The sequence below is a fragment of the Dinghuibacter sp. genome (assembly GCF_035492835.1).
Lineage (GTDB): Bacteria > Bacteroidota > Bacteroidia > Chitinophagales > Chitinophagaceae > Dinghuibacter.
This window is the reverse complement of sequence record NZ_DATJIY010000190.1, coordinates 1-12,792: the sequence shown is the minus strand read 5'-3', so window position 1 is coordinate 12,792 and position 12,792 is coordinate 1. Positions and strand designations below refer to the sequence as shown.

The 12,792-nt window shown below is 58.5% G+C and carries 9 protein-coding genes; 1 reads left to right on the top strand and 8 read right to left on the bottom strand.

All coding sequences use genetic code 11. The annotated features are described in order from the left end of the window. Positions 1 to 135 precede the first annotated feature (135 nt). The gene (locus VL547_RS18165) at positions 136 to 3,477 is read left to right on the top strand and encodes a TonB-dependent receptor (protein ID WP_325580523.1); all 3,342 of its coding nucleotides are present in this window, start codon (positions 136 to 138) and stop codon (positions 3,475 to 3,477) included. 62 nt (positions 3,478 to 3,539) lie between these two features. Here VL547_RS18165 and VL547_RS18160 read toward each other — a convergent pair whose 3' ends face one another. The 8 genes from VL547_RS18160 to VL547_RS18125 are packed head-to-tail and all read right to left on the bottom strand — an operon-like array spanning position 3,540 to position 12,477. Beyond that, positions 3,540 to 4,532, bottom strand: a complete 993-nt coding sequence (locus VL547_RS18160; RefSeq protein WP_325580521.1) for a chorismate synthase — start codon at positions 4,530 to 4,532, stop codon at positions 3,540 to 3,542. Positions 4,533 to 4,568: 36 nt separating this feature from the next. After that, positions 4,569 to 5,837 (bottom strand): 3-phosphoshikimate 1-carboxyvinyltransferase, encoded by a 1,269-nt coding sequence (gene aroA / locus VL547_RS18155; RefSeq protein ID WP_325580519.1) that lies wholly within the window; start codon positions 5,835 to 5,837, stop codon positions 4,569 to 4,571. Next, positions 5,834 to 6,865: a 3-dehydroquinate synthase gene (gene aroB / locus VL547_RS18150; protein WP_325580517.1), complete on the bottom strand. Its 1,032-nt coding sequence runs from the start codon at positions 6,863 to 6,865 to the stop codon at positions 5,834 to 5,836. Before aroB ends, aroA begins: the two co-directional genes overlap by 4 nt. Then, positions 6,855 to 7,943: a chorismate mutase gene (locus VL547_RS18145; RefSeq protein ID WP_325580515.1), complete on the bottom strand. Its 1,089-nt coding sequence runs from the start codon at positions 7,941 to 7,943 to the stop codon at positions 6,855 to 6,857. The genes aroB and VL547_RS18145 overlap by 11 nt, the downstream gene beginning before the upstream one ends. Positions 7,944 to 7,954: 11 nt before the next feature. Continuing rightward, positions 7,955 to 9,619, bottom strand: a complete 1,665-nt coding sequence (locus tag VL547_RS18140) for a DEAD/DEAH box helicase (protein WP_325580513.1) — start codon at positions 9,617 to 9,619, stop codon at positions 7,955 to 7,957. A gap of 25 nt (positions 9,620 to 9,644) precedes the next feature. Continuing rightward, complete coding sequence (locus VL547_RS18135) at positions 9,645 to 10,475, bottom strand: prephenate dehydrogenase (protein WP_325580511.1); 831 nt, start codon at positions 10,473 to 10,475, stop codon at positions 9,645 to 9,647. Further along, positions 10,466 to 11,623 carry a pyridoxal phosphate-dependent aminotransferase gene (locus VL547_RS18130; protein ID WP_325580508.1) on the bottom strand — a complete coding sequence of 386 codons (1,158 nt, stop codon included), beginning with the start codon at positions 11,621 to 11,623 and terminating at the stop codon, positions 10,466 to 10,468. The genes VL547_RS18135 and VL547_RS18130 overlap by 10 nt, the downstream gene beginning before the upstream one ends. Further along, a complete protein-coding gene (locus VL547_RS18125) occupies positions 11,620 to 12,477 on the bottom strand; it encodes a prephenate dehydratase (RefSeq protein WP_325580506.1) in 858 nt (285 codons plus the stop codon). Before VL547_RS18125 ends, VL547_RS18130 begins: the two co-directional genes overlap by 4 nt. Between the last annotated feature and the right edge of the window lie 315 nt (positions 12,478 to 12,792).

The window sequence follows — 12,792 nt, the reverse complement described above, 5'->3', positions numbered from 1 at the left end:
CCCTTCATCCGGGCGGCCTTTTTATTTTGTCGCACCGACGCATTCACAGCCTAACAATTTGATAATGCAGTTCATTAATCATCCCGGAAATTAATCGTTTTATTTGCGCCTCGAAACTAAACCTAATAACCGATTATGAGACTGCAGAAACTGCTGTGCACCCTCATGGCCGTTATCCTCGTGCCCCTATCCCTCCTGGCGCAGGAAACGACTTCAGACATGCAAGGAACGATTACGGATGGAACCAACGGCTTGGCGGGCGCTACCGTCGTAGTCATCCACAATCCCACCGGCACTAAGTATTCCACGACGACCCGCAAAGACGGGCGGTTCAACATCGCCAACATGCGCGTGGGCGGTCCGTACACCCTCACTGTCACCTACACGGGGTATGGTATGCAAAAACAGGAAAACGTTACGCTCGTCCTCGGCCAGACGTATTTTGCCGACTTCAAGCTGGTCCAGGAGACGACCGTTTTGCGCGAGGTCGTGCTGACGGGGACCCGTCAGAACAAGATTTTCAATACCAGCCACACCGGGCAGCAGGAGATCGTCACGCGCAGCCAGATCGAGACGCTTCCGACGATCAGCCGCTCGCTTTCCGACTTTACCAAGCTGGAACCCACCGCCAGCGGTCTGAGCTTCGCCGGTACGAACCCGGGGATGAACAACGTCACGGTGGACGGCGCGGATTTCAACAACTCCTTTGGTCTGTCGAGCACCCTGGGTGGTCAGGCGAGCGCCCAGCCCATTGCCCTGGACGCCATCGACCAGATCCAGGTCAACATCTCTCCCTATGACGTCCGCGAAGGCGGCTTCACCGGCGCCGGCATCAACTCCGTGACCCGTTCCGGGACCAACAAGTTCCGCGGTACCGTCTACGACTACATCAAAGGACCCGGCACCATCGGATATCACGTCGACAACACGATCGTACCGCGGACGCCCTTCAACTTCAACGTCCTGGGCGCCAGCCTCGGCGGCCCGATCATCCACAACAAGCTGTTCTTCTTCGTGAATGCCGAGGAAGACCTGCAGTCGGCGCCGGCCACCAGCTATGTGGCCTCTACCGCCAGCAATCCGCCCAAGGCCGGGTCGGTGTCCATCGCCAACGCCGACACGCTGACCGAGATCGCCAACTACCTTCAAAAGACCTATGGGTATAACCCCGGGGCCTTTCAAGGGTATACCTTCAAGACCAACAGCTACAAGGTCAACGCTAAGCTCGATTGGAACATCAACGAGCACAATACCCTGACCTTCAAGTACAACTACCTGAAGTCCTACGCCGACCAGTTCGCCAGCACCAGCCGTTCGGTGGGCGCTTCCGGTCTAACCACGACCACCACCGGCGCGCAGCCCAGCACCTACGCCATGCCCTTCTTTGGCAGCGGCTACCGGATCAACAACGACCTGGACATCTATATCCTGGAGCTGAACAGCCGCTTCGGCAACTCCGCCTCCAACAAGCTGCAGATCGGGTATACGAAGGAGCGCGACTTCCGCTCGGCGCAGTCCGCCTCCAACAACTTCCCCCTGGTCGACATCCTGAGCGGCGGTCAGTATTATACGACGTTCGGTTACGAGCCCTTTACCTACAACAACAAGTTGTTCATGGACTCTTACCAGCTGACGGACATCTTCTCGTTGTTCCGCGGTTCGCACGAAATCACTTTTGGTACCCAGAACAGCTATAAAAAGTATCAGAATGCCTTCGCCCCGGGTTGGAACGGCGTATATCAGTTTGCCAGCCTGGACCAATTCCTGACCGGCCAGAATGCCACCGCGTATGCGCAGGACTACTCTACCCTGTCGGGCGCCGCTTTCCCCTGGGCTTATGCCGGTGCGACCAACCTGAGCCTTTTTGCCCAGGACAAATGGCGCGTGACCAACAGCTTCACGTTGACCTACGGGATTCGCGCGGACCTTACCTCTTATCAGAATAAGTTCACCGACAACCCGAACTTCGACAAGCTGACGTTCCTGGGTGGCGCCACGTATAATGTCGGCGCAGCGCCCAAGTCCTTCGTGGTGATCTCCCCCCGTGTTGGTTTCAACTGGGACGTAAAGCACGACCGGACCTTCCAGATCCGCGGCGGCGCGGGTGTGTTCGAGGGCGCTCCCCCCTTCGTATGGATCGAGAACCAGGCCGCCAACAACGGTGTACAGATCGGTTCGTTTACCGAGAAGAACGTCCCGTTCTTCCCCACCGGTCAGCAGGGGCTGAACTATTACCTGCAGCAAACCGGCCAGAGCCAGACGTCCACGCCGCTGGGTTATTCGGTCAACGTGGCCCAGTCCAACCTGAAGTACCCGACGAAGCTGCGCACCAGCCTGGGTCTCGACAAAAAGATCGGTTCCAGCTGGGTAGCCACCGTCGAGCTCATCTACTCCAAGGACATCCACGCGATCTATATGTATAACGCGAACCTGAACGAGACGAACGCGTTCGCGCTGAATGGGACCGACAACCGTCTACGGTATATCAACGCTATCAGCGCCACCAGCAACAAGTACTATTCTGCCGGGACGAGCCTCCAAAACCCCAACCTGGGGAACGTGATCGTGCTGGGTAATACCTCCAAGGGTTATTCCTACTCCGCCGTCGCCCGGATCCAAAAGACGATTGGCGCCCTGACCCTGAGCCTGGCGTACGCCTACAACAATACGATGACCGCCATGGAGAACGGGAGCACCGCTTCTTCGCTGTGGGCTGCCCGCGCCGTCTCCAACACCGACCCGAACGCCGCCACCCTGGCCCACCCGAGCTGGTATCAACCGCACCGTGTGATCGCCTTTGGCACCTACAACATCGCGGAAGGCAAGAACCTCGCCACCCACATCGGGGCCGTGTTCGAAGCAGCGCCCGCCGGCGTCACCTCCTATGTTTACAACGGTGACCTGAACGGGGACGCCAACTCCAGCAACGACCTGATTTATATCCCGAAGAGCGCGAGCGACATCGCCCTCGTGGACGCGGGCTCCGTGGGCACAAAGGCCGGTCAGACGGGCACCGGGTCTACCACCGGTACGGCTGCCGACCCCCGCACCGCGTCCCAGATCTGGACGCAGCTGAACAACTACATCAGCCAGGACCACTACCTGAACAGCCACCGCGGTCAGTACGCCAAGGCCAACTCCGTGCTGCTGCCCTACTTCAAACGGCTCGACCTGCACGTCTCACAGGACATCTTCTTCGATACCCGTGGCGGCGGCCGGCACCAGCTGACGCTGAGCCTGGACCTGATCAACGTGGGTAACTTCGTGAACAAGTACTGGGGGTTGCAGAAATCCGTCACTTCGAACAACTTCCTGAAGTTCGAGGGGATTTCCACCGCGGACAACAAGACGCCGCTCTTCTCCTTCCCGTATGCGGATGCGACGAACCAGGTGCCGCTTGTTAATAGCTATAGCTTTAATACGGGGTTGTCGTCCCGGTTTCAGGCGCAGTTTGGGGTTCGGTATGTGTTTAATTAGACCGCTTCGCTTCTTATATGAAAAGGCCGCCTTTTATTTGGGCGGCTTTTTTTTGCTTGTGCTTATCGCGCGGCGCGGTCGAGGAGGAGAAGGTCCGCCAGGACGATCGCGGTCATCGCCTCGACGATGACGGGGGCGCGGAGGGCGACGCAGAGGTCGTGGCGGCCTTTTACGGAGAAGGCCTCGACTTCCTGCGTCTCCCAGTTAAAGGTTTGTTGCTCCTTCGGGGTGGAAGAGGTTGGTTTGATCGCGATGCGGAAGACGAGCTCGTTGCCGTTGGTGATGCCGCCAACGATGCCGCCGGCGTGGTTGGTGCGGGTGTGACCCTCGGCGTCGATGATGGGGTCGTTGTGCTGGCTGCCGAACATTCGGGCGGCGGGGAAGCCGGTGCCGAATTCGACGCCGCGGACGGCGGGGATGGCGAACATGGCGTGGGCCAGGAGGGATTCGGCGGAGTCCCAGAAGGGTTCGCCGAGACCGATGGGGAGGCCGGTGGCACGGCATTCGATGATGCCGCCGACGCTGTCTTTGGCGTCGATGGCTTTTTGGAGACCGGCTTCGGGGTCGGGTTCGCCGGCGACTTCGGTGATTTGGGCGGCGATGGTGACGCCGGCGGCGGCTCCTGCGAGGATCTTCTTGGCAATTACGCCGGCGGCGACGATACCGGTGGTCAGGCGCGCGCTGAAGTGCCCGCCGCCGCGGTAGTCTTCGAAGCCCCGGTATTTTTCGTGGGCGACGAAGTCGGCGTGGCCCGGGCGGGGGGTCGCGCGTTGTTTCTCGTAGTCGCCGCTGCGGGTGTTGTTGTTGTCGAACAGCAGGGTGATAGGGGCGCCGGTGGCATGGCCGTTGAAGATGCCGCTTTTCACCAACGGGATGTCGTCTTCTTTCCTCGGGGTCGTGCCTTTGGCGCCGGATTTACGGCGTTCCATGTCGGCGGTGAAGTCGGCGTCGGCGATGGGCAGGCCGGGGGGCACGCCGTCGATGGTGACGCCCACGCAGGGGCCGTGCGATTCGCCAAAAATTTGTACGCGGAAGATGCGGCCGAAACTGTTCATCTGTAAAAGGTTTGTGTCGCCGGGTCCCCCCGGCGTCTATGATTTTTCGTCTACGGGCACGCCCCACCGGCGGAGGTTATCGTAGAAGTCGGTGTATGATTTGTTGATGGCCTGCGCCTCCTCGATGACGACGGGGCCGTCGGCGCCCAGGGCGGCCACGGCGCAGGCCATGGCGATCCGGTGGTCGTTGTGAGAGTGCGTCCAGCCTCCCTTTACACCGGTGCCTCCGTCCACACGCATCAGGTCGCCATCCACTTCGATGCGAATGCCCAGTTTGGCGAATTCCTGGGTGAGGGCGGTGGCGCGGTCGCTTTCCTTGTGGGCGAGCCGGTAAACACCGTGGATTTCGCTGGTTCCGTCTGCATAGGCCGCCAGGGCAACCAGCGGAGGAAAGAGGTCGGGGCAGTCGGTGGCATCGAAGGTGAAAGGGGTCAGCGGGCCGTCCATAACGATGATACGGTCGTCAAAGACGTGTATGTTGGCGCCGGCCGCATTAAGCGCCCAAAGTATCGCCTTGTCGGCCTGGGTGGATTTCGGGTCGAGTCCGCTGACTTCGACATTTCCGGCAATGGCTCCCGCTACCAGCAGGAAAGCGCCACCGCTCCAATCGCCTTCCACTGTATAGTGAAGCGTGCCGTTCGCCGGTGTAGGCTGGCCGAAGTGGAAGGTCCGGTGGTCCTCGTGGGTGACGTTCCATCCAAATTTACCGAGGACATTCAACGTAAGGTCGATGTATGGTTTGCTCTTGAGGTTGTCGACGGTAATGACCTCGCCCGAGGCGCCTGTCGCCGCAAAAGCCATGAGCAGCCCCGTCAGGAACTGGGAGCTGAGCGAACCGTCGACGGTGATGGATGCGGGCTTTAAGGGGCCTTGAATGGACAACGGCAGACGACCGTTTTGCGAAGCGATTTTTATGCCCAGCTTTGGGAATATTTCGTCGAAGAAACCCAGGGGCCGGTTGCGCAGACTGCCCTCTCCTTCTATATGCAGGGGAAGGTCGCTGAGCGCGGCGATGGGGGTGAACATACGGACGCCCAGACCGGATTCGCCGCAGTTGATATTGGCGGAGACGGGGTGGACGCCAAGGCTTTGAATCTCGAGGACGTTTTCCTTTTGGGAGATTTTGGCGCCGAGCTTCTGAATGGTGTCGATGGCCGCGAGGTCATCGTGGGAATGTCCCGGGTTGTGTAAAACGGTCAGCCCTTTCCGGAGCAGCGACGCCGCACAGGCACGCTGCATCGAGCTCTTCGAGGCGGGCGCCCACATCGGCCCGGCTACCCGGGAAGGCTGTATGGTAACGATCATGGTGTGACGAATTCAAAAAGTAAAGACTGTAATTCCTCCAGCGGGATGGAGCGGACTTCGGCGCGGCCTACGCGATCGAGCAGTATGTAATTCATCGCCGAGGCGGTGCGTTTCTTGTCCATCTTCAGGATGTCCCACGCCTTTTGCGCGTCGAAGACGGCATACGTCGGCAGACCGTATTTGTCGAGGACGTCCACGACCCGCTGGGTCTGGCTAAAACCGGTGAACCCCTCGGACAGGTGACAGGCGACGGTCATCCCGATCGACACGGCATGCCCGTGGGGAAGCTCGTACAGGTTTTCGATGGCGTGTCCCAGCGTGTGTCCGAAGTTGAGCAGCTTACGTTCGCCCTTTTCGAACTCATCGGCCTGGACCACCTTCGACTTCAGCAGGGCGTTGCGTTTGATCAGCCGTGCCAGCAGGGCCTTGTCGCGTTTCAAGCCTTTCAGGGTATTCTCTTCGAGCAGCTTGAACATCGGCGCGTCCTTGATACAGGCGTGCTTAACCACTTCCGCCATGCCGTTGACCCATTCGGTTTCGGGCAGCGAGTCCAGCAGGTCCACGTCGTAGAGGAGGAACGCCGGCTGGCGGATCAGCCCTACCATATTCTTGTATACGCCTACGTCGATCCCGTTTTTCCCGCCAATACTGGCGTCTACCATGGCCAAAATGCTCGTCGGTATAAAACCGAACTTCAGCCCCCGCATATAGATCCCCGCCACGTAACCGGTGAGGTCGGTGATTACGCCCCCGCCGATGCCCACGATCCACCAGCTGCGGTCGGCCTCGAATTCGAGGAGCTGGCTGATGATGGCATTGACGGTGTCCTGGTTCTTATGCTCCTCGCCCGGTTTGAGCACGATGGTGTTCCAGTCCCCGAAAAGGGCCTGGTGGTGGGCAAAGATGTGCTCGTCGGTGACGAGCACGGTCCTGTCACGGGGTACCAGCTCGTCCAGGCGGCGGGCGGAAGCGTTGAAATAATAATCGCAGGAAGCCGTCGAAAAATCGATCGTTTGCTTAGTCCTCATTCATCACCTTGTTCTGATGACGAATGCTTTCCAGGTGGACCGCATCAAAATACTTGGTGATGAACTCCTTGCCCAGGCCCTGTTTTTCCCCTTTGCGGATGGCGCGTTCGAGGATTTCGTTCCAGCGGCTGGTCTGGAGGATCGTAATGTTGTTTTCTTTTTTGTACTGTCCGATCTTCTCGGATATCTTCATCCGCTGGGCCATCAGGCTCAACAGCTCGTCGTCGATATGGTTGATCTGCTCGCGCAGCTTGGCCAGGGCGCTGAGGAATTCAGCTTCCTGGGTGCTCTCGTGCCGCCACTTGATGGCGTCGAGCATTTCGGCGAGCTTCTCCGGCGTTACCTGTTGCTTGGCATCGCTCCAGGCCTTGTCGGGGTCGATATGACTTTCGATCATGAGCCCGTCATAGCCCAGGTCCACGGCCCTTTGGGCGGTATCCTGGAGGATGTCGCGGCGGCCGGCCATGTGCGAGGGGTCGCAAACCATGAGGAGGTCCGGGTTACGGCGGCGCATCTCGATCCCGAGGTGCCACATCGGCGCATTCCGGTATTCGGTATTACCATAAGAGCTGAAACCGCGATGGATCAGGCCGATGTATTTGACGCCCGCCTTGGCGACGCGTTCTACGGCCCCGGTCCACAATTCCAGGTCGGGGTTGATGGGGTTCTTGATCAGTACCGGCACGTTCGCGCCGCGAAGCGCGTCGGCCACTTCCTGTACGCTGAAAGGGTTGACAGTGGTCCGGGCGCCGATCCACAGGATGTCTACCTCGAAGTGCAGGGCGTCTTCGACCTGTTTGCCGGTGGCTACTTCGACGGCGGTCGGGAGACCGGTGAGCTTTTTGGCCTGCTGGAGCCAGGGGAGACCCTTGGTGCCGATGCCTTCAAAACTGCCCGGACGCGTACGGGGTTTCCAAATACCCGCCCTGAGGGCGTCTACCTTTCCGGTAGCAGCCAGACGCTGCGCCGTGGCCAGCACCTGTTCCTCCGTCTCTGCGCTGCAGGGGCCGGAGATGATAAGGGGTCTCTTGTTCAACACCGCCATAACGTCGACCGGTGTGGTTACTGTAGCTTCCATATATGTAGGTTTTACCTGTTAGCTTCGTTCATGCGGATCTTCCGCCCTTTGAAGGTTTTTCCGTCGATGGCCTTGATCATTTTCGACGCGGCCTTTTTGTCCACTTCCACCCAGCTGTTCATTTCCTTGAGGTCGATACGGCCCAGGACTTCCTTGCGGAGATCGCTCATGTCCAGGATGAACTGGAGGAAGCTGGCCTTGTAGAAGCCGTCCTTGATACCGACGTTGATAAAGAGCTTGGTCATTTCGCCGCTGCCGCTGCCGGCGCCGCTCTCGAAACGGCGGCGATCCCCGCCGGCCGAGGGGCCGAATTCCCGCGTGCCCTGGCGTTGCGTACGCGGGTCCCGGTCGCGTATGTTCAGGTCGGCGGCATTCTCATAATACTTCAGGAACCGGTCGAACTCCAGGGCCGCGAACCGCTTGACGATTTCCTCCTTGGAGATGTTCGCGAACTTCTCCTCGATCATCGGCACGAAGGTCTCGTAGTCCCCGTGGCTGGTGTCGGCGTTGAGGATGCGGTCCATGAAGTAATAAAACTGTTTGCGGCAAACATCTTTCCCGGTGGGAATATCCATCTTGTTCATCCGGATATTGTTCACCCGTTCGATCTGTTTGAGCTTGAAGGTCTCGCGTACGTGGACGATGGACAAGGCGATCCCGCTTTTGCCCGCGCGCCCGGTACGGCCCGTGCGGTGCGTATATACCTCCACGTCGTCGGGCAATTCATAGTTGATGACGTGGGTAATGTTGTTGACGTCGATCCCACGGGCGGCCACGTCGGTGGCGACGAGCAACTGCAGGCTCCTGTCGCGGAACTGCCCCATCACCTTATCCCGTTGTTGCTGGGTGAGGTCCCCGTGGAGGGCGTCGATGTCGTACCCGTCCCGGACCAGCTTCTCGGCAATGTCCTGGGCGTCCAGCTTGGTACGGGTGAAAATGATCCCGTACATGCCGGGGTTGAAGTCGATGATCCTTTTGAGGGTTTCGAACCGTTGCTGGGCGGACGTCACATAATACTGGTGGTCTATGTTGGCGTTGGCCGTGTTCTTCTTGCCGACGGTCACCTCTTCGGGGTCGGTCATGTACCGCTTGCTCACCTGGCGCACCGCGTCCGGCATGGTCGCGCTGAACAGCCAGGTGCTTTCCCGGTTGGGGGTATTCTGGAGGATGAACTCGATGTCGTCCCGGAATCCCATGTTGAGCATTTCATCGGCCTCGTCGAGCACGATGTAATGGATGTTCTGGAGGTCGATCGCCTTCCGTTCGATAAGGTCGATCAACCGTCCGGGCGTGGCGACGACGATCTGGACGCCCTTGCGGAGGTCGCGGATCTGCAGGGCGATGGAAGCCCCGCCGTATACCGCCGTCACGTGCATACCCGGTATGAACTTCTTAAACAGCTCTATCTCGTTAACGATCTGCAAACACAGCTCGCGTGTGGGACACACCACCAAAGCCTGGGGGTAGCGTTTTTCCACTTCCAGCAGGTGCAGCAAAGGCAGGCTGAAAGCGGCCGTCTTACCCGTTCCTGTTTGCGCCAGGCCGATAAAGTCCTTCTGCCCGCCGAGCAGCACCGGGATCGCCTTCTCTTGGATAGCGGTCGGTGTCTCGTATCCCAGGGCGTCCGTGGCTTGTATCAGTCTGGCGTCCAGTCCCAGTGCTTCAAATGTGCTCATGTAGTCTAAATTTTGCGTAAAGGTACTATTTGTTTAGCACCCGCCTGATCTCGCCCGCTTGTTCGATCAATTCCTGTAAGTATGTATAGTTTTCCTTTTCCAAACAACTTTTGAACTTGCGCAATTGGGTGATGTGCTCGTTCAGAACGTCCAGCACGTTCTCCCTGTTCTCCCGGAATATGGGCACCCACATGGAAGGGTTGCTCTTGGCCAGACGGACTGTACTCTCAAAACCACCGCTCGCCAGGGTGAAAATGGCATCCTCTTCCCGCTCTTTTTCAAGGACCGTATTGGCCAGGGCAAAGGAGGTGATGTGGGAAATATGGCTCACGTAGGCGGCGTGCATGTCGTGGCTTTGACCGTCCATGTAGACCTTCCGCATCTCCAGGGCGTCGTAGACCTTTTCCACCAGGTCCAGGGCGTCGGGGGCGCTGTCCTCCCGGTCGCAGATGACCGCGGCCCTGCCCCTGAAGCCTCCATATTCCGCGGCTTCCGGCCCGCTGAACTCCGTACCCCACATCGGGTGCGTGGCTACGAAGCGGGCGCGGTTGGGGTGCGCTTGCGCGATGGTTAAAATGCCGCCTTTGGTCGAGCCGACGTCCATGATGGTCTGGGTCGTGGCGTTGTCCAGGAGTTGTTGTAGCTTTTGCGCGCCTGCGTCCACTGGAATGGCGAGTATGATGAGATCGGCGTCCAGCGGGTCGCCGGTTTCGTCGATGATACCAAGTTTTAAGGCTTTCTGTAAGTGCGTCTCGCTGCTGTCCACGCCGATGACCTTGTCCGCAAAGCCCATTTGCTTTAGTGTCAGCGCCATCGAGCCGCCGATCAAACCCGTGCCGATGATTGCTACGACCATTTCGTCCCTTTTATCCGCTCCATGGATTGAATCAATTTCTCTTCCGTACAGCACAGACTGACGCGGACATAGCCGTTCCCTTCGGTTCCGAAGATGCCACCGGGGGTGATAAAGACATTCGATTTGTATAGGACGGCGTCGCTCACGGCATAGCCGTCTTTATAGCTGTCGGGGATGGCCGCCCAGACGAACATACCGACCTGATCCTTGTCGTAGGCGCATCTTAACAGGTCGAGCAGCTCGAATACACGTTGGCGTCTTTTTGCGTAGACCGCGTTCACCGAATCATACCAGTCCTTGCCCAGGCCTAGCGCCGTGGCGGCCGCCAGCTGCATGGGCAGGAACATGCCGCTGTCCATGTTACTTTTGAATCTAAGCACCTCGTTGATACGCTCCCTGGCGCCGCTGAGCGTGCCGATCCGCCAGCCCGCCATATTGTGGGACTTGCTGAGGGAGTTCAGTTCCAGGACCACGTCCTTGGCGCCTTTTATTTTCAGCAGGCTTTGCGGGTGGTCGTTGAGGATGAACGAGTATGGGTTGTCGTGGCAGATCAGGATGTCGTGCCGGCGGCCGAAGTCGACGATCTTTTCAAAAAGGTCGTCGGAGGCCTTCTGGCCGGTGGGCATGTGCGGGTAGTTGACCCACATCAGCTTGACCTTGCTCAGGTCGGTTTGCTCAAGGCTTTCAAAATCGGGGGCCCATTGGTTGTCCTTGCTTAGCGTATAGGGTTTCGCCGTTCCGCCGGCCAGCTTTACCGCCGCCGAATACGTCGGATACCCCGGGTTGGGGATCAGCGCCTCGTCCCCTTCGTTCAGGTAGGTCATACAGATGTGCATGATGCCCTCCTTGGACCCGATCAGCGGGAGGATCTCGGTTTCAGGGTCGAGCTCGACTCCGTACCATATCTTATACCAGCCCGCGACCGCCTTCCGGAGGATGGGCGAGCCCTTGTAGTTCTGGTAGGCGTGCGTATCCGGGCGGGCCGCCGCCTCCTGGAGGGTCTTGATCACCTCCGGGTGCGGGGGCAGGTCGGGGCTTCCGATCCCCAGGTTGATCACCTGTTTGCCCTGTTTGTTGAGCTCGTCGATCTCGCGGAGCTTGGTGGAGAAATAGTATTCCCCGATCCCCTCCAGCCTTTTTGCTGTCATGCGGTTATGCCTTTTTTATAGATTCCGTATACTTTCAGGTCCAGGGTGAGCCCCCGCAGGTCCAGCAGCACCTCCTGGAATTGTTCCTCGCTCTCGAACTCCATGTCCACGTGGAAAAAATACTTCCACTGGCTGCCGGGGATCGGGAACGACTGCAGCTTGCTCAGGTTGATCCCGCCCTCGGCGATCCGGGTCAGGACCTTCGCCAGGCTGCCTTTGCCGTGGTCCGTCTCGAAATACAACGAGGACTTGTCGACCTTGACGATCGTTTCGGCCTCGTCTTCCCGTCTCAGGACGAGGAAGCGGGTGTAGTTGTTCTTCAGCGTGTGTATGTCCGGGGCGATGATGTCCAACCCGTACAGATCCGCCGCCGCCCTGCTGGCAATGGCCGCGATATGTTTGGAGCGGTGCTGGGCTACATGCTTGGCGCTCAGCGCGGTATCTTCGGTTTCCAGTAGCTTCCAGGGCCGCTGGTCGAGGAAGTCGGTGCACTGGAGCAGCGCCATCGGGTGGGAATGCACCTCTTTTATGTCCTCCAGCTTGACCCCCGGGTTGACCATCAGGTGCTGGCGGATTTGGAGATAGACTTCGCCGACTATTCGTAAGTTGCTCTTTTGCAATAAGTTATAATTCGGCAGAATGCTACCGGCGATCGAATTTTCAATGGCCATGACCGCTCCGGCGGATTGTTTGGGTTCGCCGGCAATCTTGACCAGCTCCCGGAAGGTGGCGCAGGGGATGACGTTTACGTTGTCGCCCAGGAAAATTTTTGCGGCCTCCTGGTGGAAGCTGCCCGCGTAGCCCTGGATGGCCATGCCTTTTGCTAAGTCGTCGTCGGGTAATTTCAGTACCATTTCTTTTTTGGCGGCTGTAGCGCCGCCGGGCTTAAAACAGAAATCCCGGCCGTTTGGCCGGGATTCTTTATGTTGTTTATGTTCTTTACATTTTAACAAAAGCTTCCCGGCCTACTTTTTAAAGTAGAAGTAAAAAAAGTAAAAGAAACCGGAATTGAGCTTCGTATTCAGCATTTTACTTGTTGAGGTGGTAAAATTAGGCGTTCTTGTCAAAATAATCAAACTATTTTTTGAATTCTTCCAAGACCGTCGTCCCTCGGCGCGTGGCTGCGGACTGTGGGGTGGGATGCCTCTTTTACCCCGTTTTCGCCAAAC

Bases quoted from the DNA above. Each gene is read 5' to 3' on its own strand.
- VL547_RS18130 (WP_325580508.1), bottom strand. From the start codon at position 11,623: ATGACAGCAAAAAGGCTGGAGGGGATCGGGGAATACTATTTCTCCACC.
- aroB (WP_325580517.1), bottom strand. From the start codon at position 6,865: ATGAGGACTAAGCAAACGATCGATTTTTCGACGGCTTCCTGCGATTAT.
- VL547_RS18165 (WP_325580523.1), top strand. From the start codon at position 136: ATGAGACTGCAGAAACTGCTGTGCACCCTCATGGCCGTTATCCTCGTG.
- VL547_RS18145 (WP_325580515.1), bottom strand. From the start codon at position 7,943: ATGGAAGCTACAGTAACCACACCGGTCGACGTTATGGCGGTGTTGAAC.
- VL547_RS18125 (WP_325580506.1), bottom strand. From the start codon at position 12,477: ATGGTACTGAAATTACCCGACGACGACTTAGCAAAAGGCATGGCCATC.
- VL547_RS18135 (WP_325580511.1), bottom strand. From the start codon at position 10,475: ATGGTCGTAGCAATCATCGGCACGGGTTTGATCGGCGGCTCGATGGCG.
- aroA (WP_325580519.1), bottom strand. From the start codon at position 5,837: ATGATCGTTACCATACAGCCTTCCCGGGTAGCCGGGCCGATGTGGGCG.
- VL547_RS18160 (WP_325580521.1), bottom strand. From the start codon at position 4,532: ATGAACAGTTTCGGCCGCATCTTCCGCGTACAAATTTTTGGCGAATCG.
- VL547_RS18140 (WP_325580513.1), bottom strand. From the start codon at position 9,619: ATGAGCACATTTGAAGCACTGGGACTGGACGCCAGACTGATACAAGCC.